This is a genomic window from Algoriphagus sp. PAP.12 (assembly GCF_026652115.1).
Classification (GTDB): domain Bacteria; phylum Bacteroidota; class Bacteroidia; order Cytophagales; family Cyclobacteriaceae; genus Algoriphagus.
The window spans coordinates 167,222-184,672 of sequence record NZ_JAPPSQ010000007.1 but is presented as its reverse complement, the minus strand read 5'-3'; the positions used below and the strand labels follow the sequence as shown (position 1 = coordinate 184,672).

Annotated in this window: 15 protein-coding genes; 2 read left to right on the top strand and 13 right to left on the bottom strand. The window is 37.2% G+C overall.

The annotated features are described in order from the left end of the window. Window positions 1-18 precede the first annotated feature (18 nt). From O0V13_RS10825 to O0V13_RS10765, 13 genes are all read right to left on the bottom strand, one after another. Window positions 19-543 (bottom strand): acyltransferase, encoded by a 525-nt coding sequence (locus O0V13_RS10825; RefSeq protein WP_268034981.1) that lies wholly within the window; start codon window positions 541-543, stop codon window positions 19-21. Beyond that, complete coding sequence (locus tag O0V13_RS10820; protein ID WP_268034980.1) at window positions 540-1,238, bottom strand: acylneuraminate cytidylyltransferase family protein; 699 nt, start codon at window positions 1,236-1,238, stop codon at window positions 540-542. Before O0V13_RS10820 ends, O0V13_RS10825 begins: the two co-directional genes overlap by 4 nt. Beyond that, complete coding sequence (locus O0V13_RS10815; protein ID WP_268034979.1) at window positions 1,235-2,281, bottom strand: nucleotidyltransferase family protein; 1,047 nt, start codon at window positions 2,279-2,281, stop codon at window positions 1,235-1,237. Before O0V13_RS10815 ends, O0V13_RS10820 begins: the two co-directional genes overlap by 4 nt. Beyond that, window positions 2,265-3,389: a UDP-N-acetylglucosamine 2-epimerase gene (neuC, locus tag O0V13_RS10810; protein ID WP_268034978.1), complete on the bottom strand. Its 1,125-nt coding sequence runs from the start codon at window positions 3,387-3,389 to the stop codon at window positions 2,265-2,267. Before neuC ends, O0V13_RS10815 begins: the two co-directional genes overlap by 17 nt. Further along, window positions 3,386-4,411 carry an N-acetylneuraminate synthase gene (gene neuB, locus O0V13_RS10805; RefSeq protein WP_268034977.1) on the bottom strand — a complete coding sequence of 342 codons (1,026 nt, stop codon included), beginning with the start codon at window positions 4,409-4,411 and terminating at the stop codon, window positions 3,386-3,388. Before neuB ends, neuC begins: the two co-directional genes overlap by 4 nt. 31 nt (window positions 4,412-4,442) lie before the next feature. Further along, a complete protein-coding gene (locus O0V13_RS10800; protein WP_268034976.1) occupies window positions 4,443-5,609 on the bottom strand; it encodes a LegC family aminotransferase in 1,167 nt (388 codons plus the stop codon). Between the two features lie 2 nt (window positions 5,610-5,611). Then, window positions 5,612-6,718 (bottom strand): UDP-N-acetylglucosamine 4,6-dehydratase, encoded by a 1,107-nt coding sequence (locus O0V13_RS10795; protein ID WP_268034975.1) that lies wholly within the window; start codon window positions 6,716-6,718, stop codon window positions 5,612-5,614. Window positions 6,719-7,012: 294 nt separating this feature from the next. Further along, on the bottom strand, window positions 7,013-8,332 hold the full coding sequence (locus tag O0V13_RS10790; RefSeq protein ID WP_268034974.1) for a UDP-glucose dehydrogenase family protein: 1,320 nt from the start codon (window positions 8,330-8,332) through the stop codon (window positions 7,013-7,015). An 18-nt stretch (window positions 8,333-8,350) separates the two neighbouring features. Further along, window positions 8,351-10,921 (bottom strand): polysaccharide biosynthesis/export family protein, encoded by a 2,571-nt coding sequence (locus O0V13_RS10785; RefSeq protein ID WP_268035025.1) that lies wholly within the window; start codon window positions 10,919-10,921, stop codon window positions 8,351-8,353. Window positions 10,922-11,100: 179 nt separating this feature from the next. Next, window positions 11,101-11,619 carry an ArsR family transcriptional regulator gene (locus tag O0V13_RS10780; protein ID WP_268034973.1) on the bottom strand — a complete coding sequence of 173 codons (519 nt, stop codon included), beginning with the start codon at window positions 11,617-11,619 and terminating at the stop codon, window positions 11,101-11,103. Window positions 11,620-11,727: 108 nt separating this feature from the next. Next, window positions 11,728-12,021: a hypothetical protein gene (locus O0V13_RS10775; RefSeq protein WP_268034972.1), complete on the bottom strand. Its 294-nt coding sequence runs from the start codon at window positions 12,019-12,021 to the stop codon at window positions 11,728-11,730. A 74-nt stretch (window positions 12,022-12,095) separates the two neighbouring features. After that, the gene (locus tag O0V13_RS10770; RefSeq protein WP_268034971.1) at window positions 12,096-14,519 is read right to left on the bottom strand and encodes a penicillin acylase family protein; all 2,424 of its coding nucleotides are present in this window, start codon (window positions 14,517-14,519) and stop codon (window positions 12,096-12,098) included. A 130-nt stretch (window positions 14,520-14,649) separates the two neighbouring features. Then, window positions 14,650-15,222 carry a DUF2911 domain-containing protein gene (locus O0V13_RS10765; protein ID WP_268034970.1) on the bottom strand — a complete coding sequence of 191 codons (573 nt, stop codon included), beginning with the start codon at window positions 15,220-15,222 and terminating at the stop codon, window positions 14,650-14,652. 213 nt (window positions 15,223-15,435) lie between these two features. Here O0V13_RS10765 and O0V13_RS10760 point away from each other — a divergent pair, with 213 nt between their 5' ends. Together O0V13_RS10760 and O0V13_RS10755 are read left to right on the top strand one after the other, a co-directional pair. Further along, complete coding sequence (locus O0V13_RS10760) at window positions 15,436-16,488, top strand: endonuclease/exonuclease/phosphatase family protein (protein WP_268034969.1); 1,053 nt, start codon at window positions 15,436-15,438, stop codon at window positions 16,486-16,488. A gap of 123 nt (window positions 16,489-16,611) precedes the next feature. After that, window positions 16,612-17,406 (top strand): thymidylate synthase, encoded by a 795-nt coding sequence (locus O0V13_RS10755; RefSeq protein WP_268034968.1) that lies wholly within the window; start codon window positions 16,612-16,614, stop codon window positions 17,404-17,406. The last annotated feature ends 45 nt before the right edge of the window (window positions 17,407-17,451 follow it).

Below are 17,451 nucleotides of genomic sequence, written 5' to 3'. Positions count from 1 at the left end.
CCTACTTCTGGGAAATGATCAATGAAACTTCCCTTCACTTTTTAGTTTAAAGTAGTGTTCTTTATCCCGCTCTTTAAAAACTTTGGCAGGATTTCCACCTGCTATGGAACACGCTGGAATATCACTAACCACCACCGAACCGGCTTGAATAATTGCTCCTTCACCGATAGTCACTCCTCCCAAAACAATCACATTATTTCCTAACCATACATTATCCTCAATAGTCACATCCTTTACGATATAGGTATTATCATAGGGGATTTTGGAACCTTCATAATTATGGTACTTAGATAATATCATACAGGATTTTCCAGAATGGAAGTTATCACCAATCCGTATTATCCCTCCTTTTGGTATCTCAATCCCATTAAAGTGGCAATTCTTACCAAGAAAGACTTGATCATTAAAGATACATTGGTGATTGACTGTCAATGGCTCTCCAAATCCTCCCAGTGTTTTTTTTGCATGGACAGTATGATGCTTGATCCTAGATCTCTTTTTGTATGCTCGATAATGGTGTCTTAAATACTTAAAGACATTCATAAATTGAGTGAATTCAATTTTTGGCTAAGAATGTATTCAGCAATTGCAAAATCCATCAAATCATCGATATCTAGGGAACTCCATTCATCCATTTCAAACTTTCTTACTTTTTCAAAATCTTGTATTGCTTTAGATTTTAAAGCATTTACTTGTATGATGTAAATAGCCCCATTCAATTCATATACTTTGGGACAATCTTGTCTTCTGATAAAATCCCCCTCTTTGGATTTGACAAGCCAACCATTTTCATTTTCTTCTCTTAAAATATAATAAGGGTTGGATTTGGTTTCTTTGACCGAGACCAGCATGTCACATGTATCATCAAATAGCGCTAACGCTTCCTTTATATGAAATTCAGTTCTAAACGGAGAGGTTGGTTGCAAAAGAATCAAACTATCAGGACAGTATCCTGATTTCTCATAAAAATCAAGTGCATCTATCAATACCTCATGGGTTCCTGAAGTGTCAGTAGCCAATTCTGAAGATCGAAGAAAAGGAACTTTTAAACCAATAGATTCCACAACTTCTTTAATTTCTATATCATCTGTGGATACACAAATGACTGAATCGGGAAATACCTCTCTAGCGGCTTCAATGGTATATTGAATCAAAGGTTTCTTTCCTAGAAGTTTAATATTTTTCCGAGGAACCCCTTTCGAGCCCCCTCTTGCTGGAATTACTACTAAGGGTTTCAAAATTTAATCTGGTGAAAATCTTGTTGGGCTTTATTATAATCCTCGTGCTTTCCGATATCCAACCAATAGCCAACAAGTGGATAAGCCACAACTTTTTTTCCTTGGGAAATAAGCAATTCCATCAAATCGGTTGCATTGAAATACTTCTCTTTTGGGAAATAATCGATGATTTCCTTTTTCATCAAATAAATCCCTCCATTGGAATAATGCGTATAGGTGGGCTTTTCTTTCAATCCCGTCACTCTTTTGTTTTCAGTGTCCATTACCGCATATGGAACATTGACTTGAAATGGAATACACGCAACAGCAAAATCTGCTTCTTCTTTTTGAAAAAACATATAGAAATCCTCGAAATCTATATTTGTCAATAAGTCCGAATTCATCATCAAAATGTGATCATGTACGAAGTCGTCTACCAAGCCCAATGCTCCGGCCGTTCCTAAAGGTTCTTCTTCCCAGACATATTTGATCCGAACTCCTTTTTGAGAACCGTCTCCAAAATGCTCAACCAATTGATCTCCCAAATACCTAACTGACAACCATATATCATCCACACCGTAGGAAATCAATCTATCAATATTATGCTCAACGATCGGTTTTTCACCTATTTTCAACAAAGGTTTTGGAGTATGATCCGTTAATGGCTTCAACCTCTCACCTCTACCACCAGCCATAATCAAGGTATCAATTGGCAAATAAGACTTTTGCTGTTTAAAATTGACCACATTGATAATTTGTAATTGATGGTTTACAACAGGAAAAATAGAAAAATGTCTTTTTCTCAGTTCAATAATTTCTTTTAGGTCATATTTGCCCTGTTGGATATATTTGGGGTTGGTTTGGATAAATTTCGAAAGGTGAGTTTCAAAATCTAATCCTTTGATGAATCCTCTTCTTAAATCTCCATCTGTCAATGATCCGAATAGTTTATTTTCTTGATCAACTAAAAATAAAATTGCATCAGAAGCCAAGGTATCCAATTGTTGAAGAGCTTCTTTGACTGTAGAATCAATATTTAAAATATGTCTATGAAAAGTTTGCATAGTAAGCTTTAATTACTCTTGAAATTTTTTCAGAAGGACTAGGTTGAAAATAAATATTAGGACCTTGAAATTCTTTTTTCGAATAGTATTTCGCTAAATCAATGATTCTTTTTGACTCAAAAGGTAAATGAATCACATTATCCCCAGCTAATCTTCCTTTTTGCCTTTCTCCTAAATTCAAAACATATTTATTAAAAGTAGCTGCTTCTATGATCCCACTTGAAGAATTTCCAATAATCAACTTAGAATACCTCATACAAGTAAAGTAGGATTGTGTTCCAAAATTTTCAACAATTTTAATTCTGGAATATTTTTTAGCTAACATTTCAAAAGTACTGCGGAAAATCATACCAGAAGTGTCGGCATTTGGCATGGTAATTACAATTTGAAATTCCGACGCTAAATATTCTAATGCAATTGCTACTTGTTTGCTAAAACTAGCATTCATTTCAAAGTCAACTGTTTCCGGATGAATTGTTACTAAAATAGTTTCCAAACTCAAGTCAATCCCCCATTTCTCCTTAAAATCAGAAATAGAAAGAAAGGCCATATTTGACATATTTTCTAAACTTAATGAGCCAATATTATAGATTTTTGGTTCATCAATCTCCAACAATTGAATGAGTCTGCTTTTGAATACCTCTGTAGAGACAAAATGAAAATAACTTGAAAGGGATATAGAATGCCTATAAACATTATCTATCGCACCCAAGGTCGTTTCTCCTCCATGGAGGTGTGCAATTTTCAATTGATATGGTAGAGATGCTGCCACTGCTGCGGCCATTTCAAAACGATCTCCCAAAGAAAAAACCAGGTCAAATTCTTTCTGATTTTCCTTCCAAAAATCAGCAAATTTCAAAGCAGTTAGGGCATAACCTGTTGCTATTGCATTAGGACTATCTCCAATTAACATGGATTCTACAAGACTGAAAGGACTAAAACCATCTTCAATTATTTCATTGAGCGTATATCCATGGATTTTGGATAAATGTGTACCAAAAACTATAATCTTAAGCTCGAATTCATCATCCTTCCTCAAAGTCTTTAATAATGGAAGGTATATTCCGTAATCCGCTCGAGAACTTGTCAATACACCTACTCTAATCACTTTAAATATTCTTTTATTAGTTTAGTTCCTTTAGCTAGATTTCTATTTAATCTCCTTCCTATAACTTGATTGATCTCCATGGGTGAAACCCCATCTCCAGGTCTCAAAGTCACTAAATCTCCTTCCATTAATTTATGTCCAGAGATAAGATCCTTTATTAAATGAAGGCTTTTTCTTGCAACGATTTTATTTTTCAACTCACTATGACTTGGTGCCTTTATTCCATCACCAGAAATTGCTTTTTCGATATTTCTTATTCCTTGAACCATCGCTTTCAATTCATTTGGCTCCAAGGAGGCTGCATGGTCTGGTCCATGCAAAGATCGGTCAAGTGTGAAATGCTTTTCTATAACTACAGCGCCCATCGCTACTGCAGCAATTGGAACCTCTATACCTAAAGTATGGTCCGAATATCCCACCGCCACCTTACACTCAGCAGCAATTGTATTCATAGCCCTAAGATTGACATCCTCCATTGGTGTAGGATATTCTGTATTACAATGGAGCACAGTAATATTTTCTTTTAAAATCCCTTGCTCTAATACTGATAATGCTTCCTTAATCTCTGCTAAATTTGCCATTCCCGTAGATAAGATGACTGGTTTACCATATTCTGAAAGCTTTTTGAGATAAGGGTAATTCGTAATTTCCCCACTGGGCACTTTAAATCTTGGAAATCCAAGAGAATTCAGATATTCTAGGCCTTTGACATCAAATGCAGTCGAAAAAAACTCAATATTCTTTGCCTCACAATATCGGATTAATTCCAAATGTCCCTCTTCTGACAGCTCAAGTCTTTTGAGCATTTCGTATTGTGAATCCGAGCCATCATCTATATTTTTCTTTTGATATTCTGCTTGTTTTGCCTCTTTAGAGACTAAATCCTCAGCTTTAAAGGTTTGAAACTTTACCAAATCAACTCCTGCATCCACAGCTGCATCAATCAGTCTTTTAGCTATTGCCAAATCACCATTGTGATTCACACCTGCTTCTGCAATTATTAAGACTTTTCTATTTGTCATTCCATTTTTCCTAAGAAAGATTTGTAGACTCCTATTTACTATTCACTAATTGATATTCCTGAGTAACACTACTAGGAATATTTACAATTCTTTGTTCTAAAAACTCAGCATTGGTTTGGGCATCTCTCTGACAATGGTCATACATAGGCAATCTATACATCAATTGCCAAATTGGTCTTGTCATTACTTTCTTCCCATTAGTCTTCTCCAAAAAGAAATTGCGATCCTCAAGGCTTCCCAACTCAACACACATTAGCCAATAATTTGCTTTGGTGTTTTCCAGTTCCTTCCGGAAAATAATTCCTTGACTTTCGAAAAAAGTGCTGTATTCGGCTGCCAATCTTCTCTTTCTATCTAAAAAATAACTCAACTGCTCCAATTGAGCACAAAGTAATGCTGCATTTAAATTAGGCATCCTAAAATTATACCCCATCTGGTCATGAAAATATTCATAGGCATGAGGAACCTTGGCAGTAGTGGTTAAATGCTTACCCAAAATCCCGATTTCTTCCTCTTGGGTCACAATCATCCCACCGCCTCCAGAGGTCACTATTTTGTTTCCATTAAAGGAAAATACACCAACCTTCCCAAATGAACCGGTTGGTTTCCCCCTATATTCACTTCCCAGAGATTCCGCTGCATCTTCTATCAATGGAATATTCCAATCCCGACACAGCTTCATTAGTTCATCCAAATGAACAGGAAATCCAAACGTATGCATCGGAATGCATGCAGCTATTCTTTTCCCTGTTTTCCTATTGAAAGTTCCTGTTTCCCTTCTTTCACCAAATTCCTCTAAAAACTCTGAAACTGCCCTGGGAGAAAGCCCCATCGTATCATAATCGACGTCCAGGAATACCGGTTGCGCTCCGTTGTATTGGATAGCGTTAGCAGTAGCTACAAAAGTCAATGCCTGCGTAAGTACTTCATCTCCGGGATTGACTCCTACCAAACGTAAAGCCACTTGGATCCCTGCAGTCCCATTTACAACAGCTATTGCTCGTTGAGTTTGACTAATTTGTGAAATCATTTCTTCTGCCCTATCCACATATCTTCCGACTGAGGAAACAAAAGTTGAATCCAAGGTATCCATCACGTATTTACGCTCATTTCCTTCGAAAATGGGGTTATGAAGTGGGATAAAATCTTTGGATTTGAATTTTTCCTGAATGAACTGAATAGTTTCTTTGAAATCCATATTCACATTTTAGCATCTAAATATTTGCCAGTTTCCATGTGTTGAAAGCTCGGTAAAATGTGATGAAAAATCTCTACTAGGTCAATTTTAGTCCATTGTTGCTTTTCCATCAATTCTCCAACTCGGGATAGAAATTCATCCAACTTTTGTCCTTCAAAAGACAAACTGCTTTTAACAATTCCCAAATTCTCAAACCTATCCAAGTCCAAGGTCTCACCATCCATAAAGAACTCTTCAAAATCCTTTTCCCCAGTGGTATCGCTTTGTGAAAAAAAACACGGCCAATAATTCAATTCACCTTGTGGCATTTGATTTTCTCCATTAAAAAACTGACGAGCCTGCTCTTCAGAATCACAGATAAAAGGAGTATAATCTAATGCCTTTAAGTAATTTTCGGCTATCTCCGAAAAAGTAATTAAATGTAGCTCTTCACTTAATTTTGGAAAAAAAATATCCTTGTTTTCACCAAGGAGACAAGACATAAGACAAAGTTCGCCAGATTCCTGAGGAGTAACAAAATACCGCTTAATATCATTGGGCGCTACTATTGGTTGCTTCTTCTGAATTCTCTGATTGAATCCATGCAAAAGAGACCCATCTGAAAACGCAACATTTGCAAACCTAGCCATGGAGATAGAAATATCATCACTCTCCCGCATTAAAAATAATTCCATGATACGTTTAGAAGCCCCCATCATATTAACAGGGTTTGCTGCTTTGTCGGTAGAGACGCAGAAATATTTATTTATTCCTTTTGCTTTTGCTTGTCGAACGGTCTTTAAGGTATTTAAAATATTAACTTCTACCATCCTCATTAATGTGAATGGATCCTTTTCACTTCTTACATGTTTCAGAGCGGATAGATTGAGTACGAAATCATAATTACCATCAGAATTCCAGAAGGCATCATATTGCTTAGAACCAATATCCAATGCAAAGGTTTTAAAATCACCATCGATATAGCCAAAAGAACTTCTAACATCTCTCACTAACTCCACTAGATTGTTCTCACTAATATCGACTACATGAAGTTTCTTTGGGTTTCGTTTAAAAATTTCTTTAGTTACAGCCTGACCAATAGATCCAGCTCCCCCAAGAACTAAAAACATAGATCCTGAAATTATATCAGAAAAATCGGATTCAAAAGTTTTTATTTCTTTTGAAAACAGAGGTTTATTTCGACCGATAAGGTGTAAGTAATTCATTAAATAAAGGGAATTATTCTTTGATTTTGATTAGCGATCAAATTGATTTTTTCAAAATGGTATTGGAAAATTTTCTTTACTAAAATTTATTTTTCCCAAACCACTTTAGAAATCATTTCTTTAAAAAATTGAGAAAGAATTAAATCTTAAAACAAAATAAACCCCCTAACTAAAAATCAGGGGGCTCATATTTTATAATTACTTCGACCCGATACCGTAATGCGTGTATCCTAGAGTGCCAAGGTAATTTTTGTCATAGATATTTCTACCATCAAAAATCACTTTATTCTTCAACAACTTGGAAACTACTTCCCAGCTAGGAATTCTAAATTCTGACCACTCTGTTACTAGTAACAAAGCATCTGCATCAACAAGAGCATCATAAGCATCTTTGCAATAAGTCACCTTATCAAAGATGTAATGCTCTTTTGCTTCTTCCATAGCAACTGGATCATATGCTTTTACAGTTGCACCAGCAGCTCTCAATTCATCAATGATTACAGCGGCAGGAGCTTCTCTCATATCATCTGTATTGGGCTTAAAGCTCAATCCCCACATCGCAAATGTCATCCCTGAAAGATCCTCTCCAAAATGGGATTTTACTTTGTTAGCCAATACATGCTTTTGATCTTCATTGACATCCTCTACAGATTGTAATACACGAAGCTCATGGCCATATTCTCTACCTGTCCGAATAATAGCTTTTACATCCTTTGGAAAGCAGGAACCACCGTATCCAACACCTGGATAAATGAACTTATTCCCAATTCTTGGATCAGATCCGATTCCTTTTCTAACCATGTTTGCGTTGGCGCCTACTTTTTCGCAAAGATTAGCAATATCATTCATGAATGAAATCTTTGTTGCTAACATCGCATTTGCAGCATACTTAGTCATTTCTGCCGATGGGATATCCATGTAAATGATGCGCTCCCCGCTTAACTGGAATGGCTTATACAAGCGCTGCATGATTTTTTCAGCTCTTTCATCATCCACTCCAATTACAATTCTATCCGGCTTCAAAAAATCTTCTACAGCAGCACCTTCTTTCAAAAACTCTGGATTTGATGCGACTGCAAAAGGCAAATCAGAACCTCTTTTATCCAAAGCAGATTTAATAGCAGATCTAACTTTTTCACCTGTGGTCACAGGTACAGTACTTTTAGTGGCCACTACGATGTAATCTGTCATTTTTCGACCGATTTCATCAGCAACAGCTAGTACATATTTCAAATCAGCAGAACCATCTTCGCCTGGAGGTGTTCCTACTGCGATAAAAGCTACTTCAGCCCCCTGGATTGCTTCACCCAGATCCGTACTGAAATGTAATCTTCCGCTTTTATAATTACGAGTTACAATTTCTTCCAAACCGGGCTCATAAATAGGCATGATGCCATTTTTAAGCTTTTCAATCTTTTTTTGATCGATATCTACGCAGGTAACTTCAATTCCTACGTCAGCAAAACAAGCGCCTGATACAAGCCCTACATAACCAGTACCTACAACTGCAATTTTCATATAGTAATTAGTGAATAGTTAATTTATTATTCTTTCTACCAGGATTCCCAAAGTCGCCAAGCTGGATGCTATGCCTATCCATCCTGCAGCACTCATTCTAGTCCTATTAGGCTTTTTGGGAACAACGATTTCAGCCCCTGGCTCCAACTTAGGATAATTTTTCAGTCCCAAAAAACTCTTGGTCTGGGCTGCATCACCGTTGGCATATATTACAAAAGCCTTAGATTTCCTTGCATTTTCGGTAAAACCCCCAGCTTTTGAAATATAGTATTTAAGTTGCTGATTTTTTTCAAATCTCGTGGTAGTTGGCAATAGTACTTCGCCAACCATCCTTACAGTCTGTAATTGTTTTGGAATTTGCAAAACGTCTCCTTCAAACAAAATTAAATCAGCGTCTGACCCTGGATTTTGCATTATATACTCCAAGTCAATCCCTACTAAATCCTCCTCTTTATACCTTGAAGCGTTCAATGTCGAATCTATTGAAAGACTATCCAGAGGATTGGAAACTTCAAATATTTTATCTTGGAATTTATTTCTTTTTTCTTGCGCTTTTACCTCTTCTATCTGTTCTAATTTCCTCTCTATTCTTTCGAATAAAATTTGTTCAGCTTCATTGGTGTTCCTATTTTTAATAGGATCTAAATTGTCCCGAAGTTCTTTTAGTCTTTCTTCTCTAATCTCCTCCTCAGTAGGCCCTTCAAAATAAATTGTCCGTCTGATCAAACTTGCTCCTTTTGGATAAGCAAACTGGGAAAGCCCTCCTGACCTTTTGACAACATCAGATATTCGCTCATTTGCAGATGTGATTGCATAATTACCAGGGAATTTCACCTCACCTTTGACCGTCACCAACTGCTCTTGTTCAAATCCTGGACGCCTTCTAATAAAAATATGGTCGAATGGACTCAAAGGGGTATTTGCCTCTTCATTTGAGAGTCTCATATCAGCATCTATCGACAGACTGATTACATCAGCAATCTTACCTGAGCTAACATCCCTCACTCTTCTTGCTATTTCAATGGATGAATTGCTGGCTGATTCCAAAAAGCCTCCTGCACGTAAAACCAAATCTCCAACTGTCATTTCAGATGCATATGGATAAGTCCCAGGGAAATTTACCTCCCCTGAGACCTTCACATAATATTCTTCTTGAATGTCATACCTACTAGGAATAAAAAGTAAATCTTCATTCTTGAGGGAAACGTCAGAACTTGACCCATCCAAAATCCCTTTTAGATCTAATGGTACTGCAGCTAAAGTCAAATCATCACTTGTACGATACAAGGTAGCTCGCGTAGTAAATGCCTCAGGTCTTACGCCTTCCGCTTTCTCAACTAGTTGCTTCACTGTCAAACCGTCGGATTCTAACGCAAATTCTCCAGGCCTATATACCGAACCTGTAATTTGAACTCGATTGGTAAATCGTTCTAATGCCTCTCCAATCAAAATCTCATCTCCATCTTTCGGCTGGAATGTTCCAAATTCAGATTGAGGAACATCAAAAACTTTTCTTTGATTGTTTTCAATCCTTCTGACAGTAACTCTATCCTTGTAAGCTAAACTCTGAAAACCTCCTGTATAAATGTAAAGATCATTTAGGGTTTCAGCTGGCTTCACCTCGAATAACCCTTCACGCCTAACTGGACCTATCACTTCCACTCTGGCCTGTAAGGGTGGTACTATTACTACGTCATTATCTTGAAGGATTATATTGGCGTTTTGGTCACCCTTTGATAAAAATTCATAAATATCCACAGTGGCTACAAGCTTTGAGTTCCTGTAAACCTGAATGTTTCTAAAAGCTCCGTTTTCATTAGGACCTCCGGCAGCATATAGCGCATTAAAAACTGAGGCAAAGGAAGGTAAAGTGTAAGTTCCCGGTTTGGTTAATTCACCGACCATCGAAACTTTGATAGATCTTATATTTCCTAAGCGAATTTGAATAAAGGTATTGGGATTGGACCCCAAAAGTCCAGAGTAGATTCTTCCTAAACTAGTTTTTATTCTTGAGCTTGCTGCTTCAATAGTAGATCCTCCTACTTGAACGGGACCTATATTTGGCAATAACACTCTACCTTCGGGAGTTACTGTCAAATCTAATGATTGTTGAGATGCCCCATAAACATCAATCAATAATTGATCTCCTGTACCAATCACATAGGAAAGAGGAGTAGGTAGATTTAAACTAGGACTAAAATCCAAATTCCTATTATGAAAAAGTTTGTAACCGAAAATCTTTTTTTGGGTTGGAGTAAGATCATAATATGGATCAGATCTTCGAAGAGAATCGAACATATCTACCCCTTGATCTCCAACCAATGTTCTTCCACCTAAGTTTTCCATCCCAGTTCCCGCTGGACTAACAGCTGATTGCAATTGAGAAATCCTTTGACTTAACTTCATTGCTTCAGTTGCAGGCATCCCTCTTTCTCTTGCCATTCCAACTAGCTGATTGGTGGTAAGCCCACTAGCTTCCGCTCTTTTGATCAACTGTTCTATTTGAGCATCAGATAGGTTATCAACTTTGATGTTTTGAATGTCTGACAGACTCTGGGCTTCTACTTGGAAAGCTACCAAAAATGCCATAAGAATCCCCAAAAGACTCTTGAATCCAAAAGCTAAGTTATTTTTCAATGTGCTTTTCAAATCCTGTTGGTTTGATGATAATTCAATTTCGAACATTTTACACATAATTCGTAATTGGGTACAGCTTCGCCCTTTCAGTCACATTTGTGCTTAGAGGGCAATTAATATATTGAAGCTTTTTAAGCTCCTATTTTTGTATCAAATAGCACGAGACCATTGCTTTCATACCGGTCATTTTTAAGCATAAAAACAACCTTTCTTTCAATCATCTCCTCTATTCTTTTTGTCAGTGAATTGATATAATCCTTGTTCAAGTTTTCACCTGTCACGACCACATCAATTTTACCAGAATCAATTCCTTTCGAAATATCTCCTACCAGTACAACTTGACCAACTTCACCCATACGTTCCAAAATCTGTTCTAGCAACATGTCTAGACCTAAATATTTTCGAATAATATCTCTAATGTTTATATAGAAAGGGTGTTGGGTGTTGGCCTGATAGGAAATTTTATTCTTCTCTGAATGTTTCAGCAATATCCCTGCCTGTGTCAAATTATTCAGCTCCTTTCGAATAGCATTGGTGGATTCACCAAATTCATCTGCCAGTCCCCTCAAATGACTTTGATTTCTGTCATTGACAAAAAACTTCACAAGAAGCCTCAATCGAGTCTTAGAGGTGATTAACGATTCTAACATTAAAAAACACTGAATAAGTGAGTAACAAAGGTACTCATTAGATAGAACTGGAAAAAATAATAGTCCTAGAAATTAAGGATAATTAGGCTTAAAAATTGAATTTAAAGCCTACCCACGGTAAATATCAGTCGGTCTTCTTTTTACTAGATTTCTAAATAGATTGCCACTGAGCGAAGAAAGTGCCCCCAAAAGAAAACCAATCACTCCTGTGACAGCCACCAATACAGTTCCGGAGGGAGCACCTAAAATTTGGGCCATCTTATTTGGAAGATCACTTCCTGAATCAATTGTCAAAAAAAGACTTAAACCGATCCAAGAAAGAGCCAGCCCAAATCCTCCTCCCCAAAATGCCGCTGAGTTCCCTGGCTTTAAAATTAAGGCAAAAAGAAAAAGTAGTACCATAATTCCCCAATATGGTATGAAAGGGTTCACAAATACAACCACCAAAATTGTGACAACTAAATATCCAAAGAATTTCATTTTACTGGGGTAAAAGTAGTTTCAAATAACAAAGTCGATTCTTGATTTTCATTTCTCAAACCAAAATCCAAATATTCTCCATTGGCCCATTTTGGAATAAAATTGGAGTAAAACTTACTTCCCGGATTTCCTGATTGACCTCCGGGGTATATTCCAAAAGCTTTGATTTCATCTCCTAGCTCAACAACCATTCTCCAGCTAGCGCCATGTCTTTCACTGGTAGCATTTAACATCCCTCTACCCCCTCCAGTATACACATTCACAACAGAAAATGCTGTAAACTGCGGTACCAAATGCTGAATTGTGGTTTTCTTATAATTTGCCCAGGAATAATCACCCTCTTCATTCACCCAACTCTCCAATTTAGACACCATCAATTCAAAGCCCTTTTTCACATGATCTTTCGCGACCTCCTTAGTAGGTGTATTTTTCAAGTCAAAAACTGTACTTTCTGGCTCGGTTTTCATCAAAAGGGTAGTTTGATAGTTATTAGGTCTTACCACCGACACATTCAAATTACTTAAATCAGACCAAATTTGATTATAGGTTTCATTCCACCACAGATAAAAAATGGTTGGCCCTTTTTGATTAGGATCAGCATACAAATCCCATCCTTTGACCTCTTTCAAAAACTGGGAAGCTTTTTCACTCAAACCAGATGGCTCTCCAAGCAAGCTAACCATAACAGGTAATGCTTCTGCCGCATGCAGATAATAATCATCAAACTGAAGGGCTTTCATATCTTCTACCGTGATATTATTCATTTCCCTTAACCTATTATTTAATCTTCTATTTCGATAATGTTCATAACTATTGTCAAAAACATAATAAGGATAGGATTGAGCTACCGGATGTTGATTGGCAGAAGAAACAAAGCCTCGTTCCGGATTCAGGGTACTCGGATTCTGATCATTGGGAATATACTGCTGCCATTCCATTCTTGGATCCGCTCCATCCATAAAAAATTTACCCTGTTCTGGCCATTTCAAAGCAAATTTCCCTTGGACTCTCATTGCTACATCTCCTGATTTTGAAGCAAATGCAAAGTTTTGAGCAGGAGCAGTGAAGTTATCCAAGGCCGCGTTGTAATCTTCATGATTTTTGGACCTATTGAGCATCAGGAATGTGCGTTGCTCATTAGATCCTTCATGAACAGTCCATTTTAAGGCAAAATTTGCATCCTGCCTTTCCCCTCTAAAGGTCCGATCATAAACCACAGGTCCATAATGGGTATAGACCACCGTATCCAAATAGGTTTTCTCACCTTTTACTTTGATTTCTTCCACTCTAAATTCAGTCTTTCGCCACTCATCTCCATATCTATAAGTAGACCGACTTTTATCCCGGAAGGTGATTTTATACCAATCTCTGGCATCTTTAGTGGCATTCGTGACTCCCCAAGCTATATTTTCATTGAAGCCAGAAATAACCCCCAATGCTCCAGGCAAAGTGGCACCTTTTACTGAATATTCGGGGGTACTTAACTGCATACTGAACCACAAAGAAGGAAGATTAAGGCTCAAATGGGGATCATTGGCAAGGATTGGGTAGCCATTTTTGGTTTTGGAGCCAGATACAGCCCAGTTATTGGATCCTGTTCCTTCCTCAGGTTGAGGCAAAGGATCAATCACTAATTCATCATTCGGAAAATTGATACTATCTGGCTTTGAAATCGGAATTGGTTGAAAATCCCAAACATGTTCTGCTTCAATTATTGGATCATTATCTAAAGGAAAATCAGGAAAAAGCTTATTCAAAAGTTCTTCTCCTAGGATCTTTCTCAAATTGGAAAACTCCAAGTCCTTGTCTCCTACCAACATATCTGACATGTACTTCAAAAGAAGTATAGACTTATAAGCGGACCAATGCTCTGGTCTGTAGTTCAGTATTTTATATTCCACTGGAACCCTCGCCTCTGTTAATTGATCAATGTATTGATTGACGCCGTCTGCATATGCTTCAAGAAACCTTAGCGTTTCCTGATCATTTTCTTCCAAAAATTTCAACCCCAATTCGGCTCCATAACCCAAGCCTTTTCTTCTGGTCATTCTATCCAATTCCAAGGCGATTGGACCAACAATCTCAGAAATACGACCAGCAGCGGCCATCGTTTGGAATTCCATTTGCCAAAGTCGATGTTGCGCAGTTACATATCCTTGAACCCTATAAAGATCTTCCTCATTTTTAGCGAAAACATGTGGAATCAAATTTTCATCATAAGAAACTTTGACTGGATTCAGTAAATTTTCCAATGAGACTTCTTCTTCAGCCAATTCGTCTTCACTCTTGGTTTGCTGCCAAAACCCATGATTGGGGTCCAGCAAGGGTACAATTGGAGGAGCAGGACCTAAGGGAATGGACCCTAAATATCCAATGGCTATTGTCAGTAAAAAAACAAAAATGAAACCTAAATATTTCATAAATAACAGGGTCTTTGGGCGGAAGCGAATTTAGCTAAAGATTCTATATTCTAAAATCAGCGAACCTTTCAAATTGAACAAAAAAAAGCCCCAAAAACTGAATTTTCAGGGCTCTATATTTTTAAAAACTCTAATTAATCGTAATTGGGAGTTTCAATTTTTCCCATCGAATCACCAAGCCAGGAGACTCAATATCTATTGACAACCTTTCCTGAGCTTCCGCAACCCATTCTGGGCTAACTTCAACTCTCAAAACATCATTTTTCTCATCATATTGAAAATGTCCATGTTCCAAATCCCATTCTGAATTGAAGATCACAGTCCACTTTCCATTTTCCTTAGGGATGGTAAACAATGAATATTTTCCAGCTGCCAAAGTTTTTCCTTCAATTGTCATATCAGAGGATAAATCCACGTAAGTAGCTTCGTTTGCACCTGTTCTCCACACAACATTATAGGGAACTAAATCACCCCACAATTCTCTTCCCTTAACAGCTGGAGAGCCATATTGAACTCGAAAATCCTTACCTGAAATTTGACCAGTTTTGACTTCCAATGGGCTAGGTCTAGATTCTTCAGAAGACTCTTCAGTACTTTCCAAAGTTTCCATTTCGCCAGTTGCCTCCTTAGAAGTTTTAGAAGAGCAAGAAATGAGCATTGCTCCAAAAATTACAAAAACCCAAATTGTGTAGCGGTTATTCATATTGTTTCAATTTAATACTGAAATAAAAGGATAAAATATCGAATGCAAAATTCCTGCCTATCGGTAAATGAATTATTAATTCATGAAATGACATTTTTTTAATCAGTTTCATTTTTTAGCCTCTCTTTTGCTTCTTTACGGAAAGAATCCGTTTAAGGGTTAGATTAACAATTAAATTAAACCAAACTATTTCAATAATCTGGAATCTGTTACATGAGATTTCTTACCTGGCTCCTATTTATATGTACGCTATTAGTTTTTGGTAGTGTTTTTATTTCTCCTGAGGACTTTCCATACATTGGACTTTTACCATTTCTGATCCCAGTTGCTTGGATGATCAATTTTTCCCTTTTTGTAATCCTTACTTTATCTTGGAGAAGACTTGCTTTTGTTCCTTTGGCGACGTTACTCATTGGATATCGATTTGCAGAAATCACTTTTCAACTTAACCCAAAAGCAGAAAACCCCGAAGGACTTAAAGTCCTAACCTATAATGCTCACCTCTTTAATTATAAAGGAAGAAATGGAGGAAAGTTTGATCCAAATATTTTCACTTGGCTTCAAGATCACCCTGCAGATGTAAAAGTCTTTCAGGAGTTTTATCAGGACTTTACAACGCCATCAAGAAATGCAGTTAAGTTATTGGGCGAAGATTCTGGATTAGAAGTTTCCTATCAAATCATTGAAGGCAAGCCTAAAACTCGCTCTTATGGCTTGGCGATTTTTTCACGTTACCCAATAGTCAATGATGGGAAAGTTTTTGAAACACAACATACAAATGGAGCCATTTTCGCAGATATCAAACACAATTCTGATACGGTCCGAATTTATAACTGTCACCTTGAATCCATGAAAATCGACTCAGAATCTCTTGACAATATTGACGGTGTAAAGGAAAAATATAGGCAAACTCTCGGGAAACTCCACCGAGGTAGCCTTGAAAGAAGCAAACAATTAAAAGTATTAGAAGAACATATTGCCAACAGTCCTCACCCAGTTATCGTCATGGGTGATTTCAACGAAATCCCTTACTCCAACACCTATTTCAGGTTGAGCAAAACGTTGACAAACGCTTTTGAAACTGCTGGAAGGGGATTTGGTTTTACGTATAACAAGATTCTTTTCTTCTTAAGAATCGACCACATTTTCACTTCTCCAAGCTTAAAAGCTGTTGATTTCAAAACTCATCGAGAGGTAGACTATTCAGATCATTATCCAGTATCTGCGACGTTTCAGTTAGAAAACTCTTCACCTGAATCAGAATAGGCGATTTAATAATTGACAAGATTTGTCAAAGATTTAAAATTCTTATCGCTGAGTTTCTTTTTTTCAAGTTCCGATTTTTCATGGAACCTAGTATCTTGCCAAGATCTTTAAAACCCGAAAAAAATGCAGCAGTACCACGATTTGATGAAGAAAATTTTGAGTGAAGGAACCAAGAAATCCGATAGGACGGGAACGGGTACCATCAGCATTTTTGGACATCAGATGCGTTTTGATCTTTCTGAAGGTTTTCCTGTGGTAACTACGAAGAAACTTCATTTGAGAAGTATCATTATCGAATTACTATGGTTTTTGAAAGGTGACAGCAATATCACCTATCTCAAAAACAACAAGGTTTCTATCTGGGATGAGTGGGCTGATGAAAACGGGGATTTAGGTCCCGTTTATGGGTATCAATGGAGACATTGGCCTGATGGAAAAGGTGGCGAAATCGACCAAATCAAAAATCTGATTCATCAAATCAAAACCAAACCTGATAGCAGAAGACATATCGTGAGTGCTTGGAATGTTGCTGATGTAGACAACATGGCTCTACCTCCTTGTCATACACTTTTCCAATTCTATGTAGCTGATGGCAAACTTTCTTGTCAGCTATATCAAAGAAGTGCAGATGTATTCTTAGGAGTTCCCTTTAACATCGCATCTTACGCACTATTTACCATGATGATTGCTCAAGTTTGTGATTTGGAACCAGGCGAATTCGTTCACACGTTTGGAGATGCTCATCTTTATTTGAATCACCTGGAGCAAGCTGAATTGCAATTAAGCCGTGATTTCAGACCGCTTCCAACCATGAAAATCAATCCAGAAGTAAAAGACATCTTTGATTTCAAATACGAGGATTTTGAATTGATCAATTATGATCCGCACCCACATATCAAGGCTCCTGTTGCAGTCTAAAATTGTTAAGCTGGATCAAATTTGATTCAGCTTTTTTTATTCTCC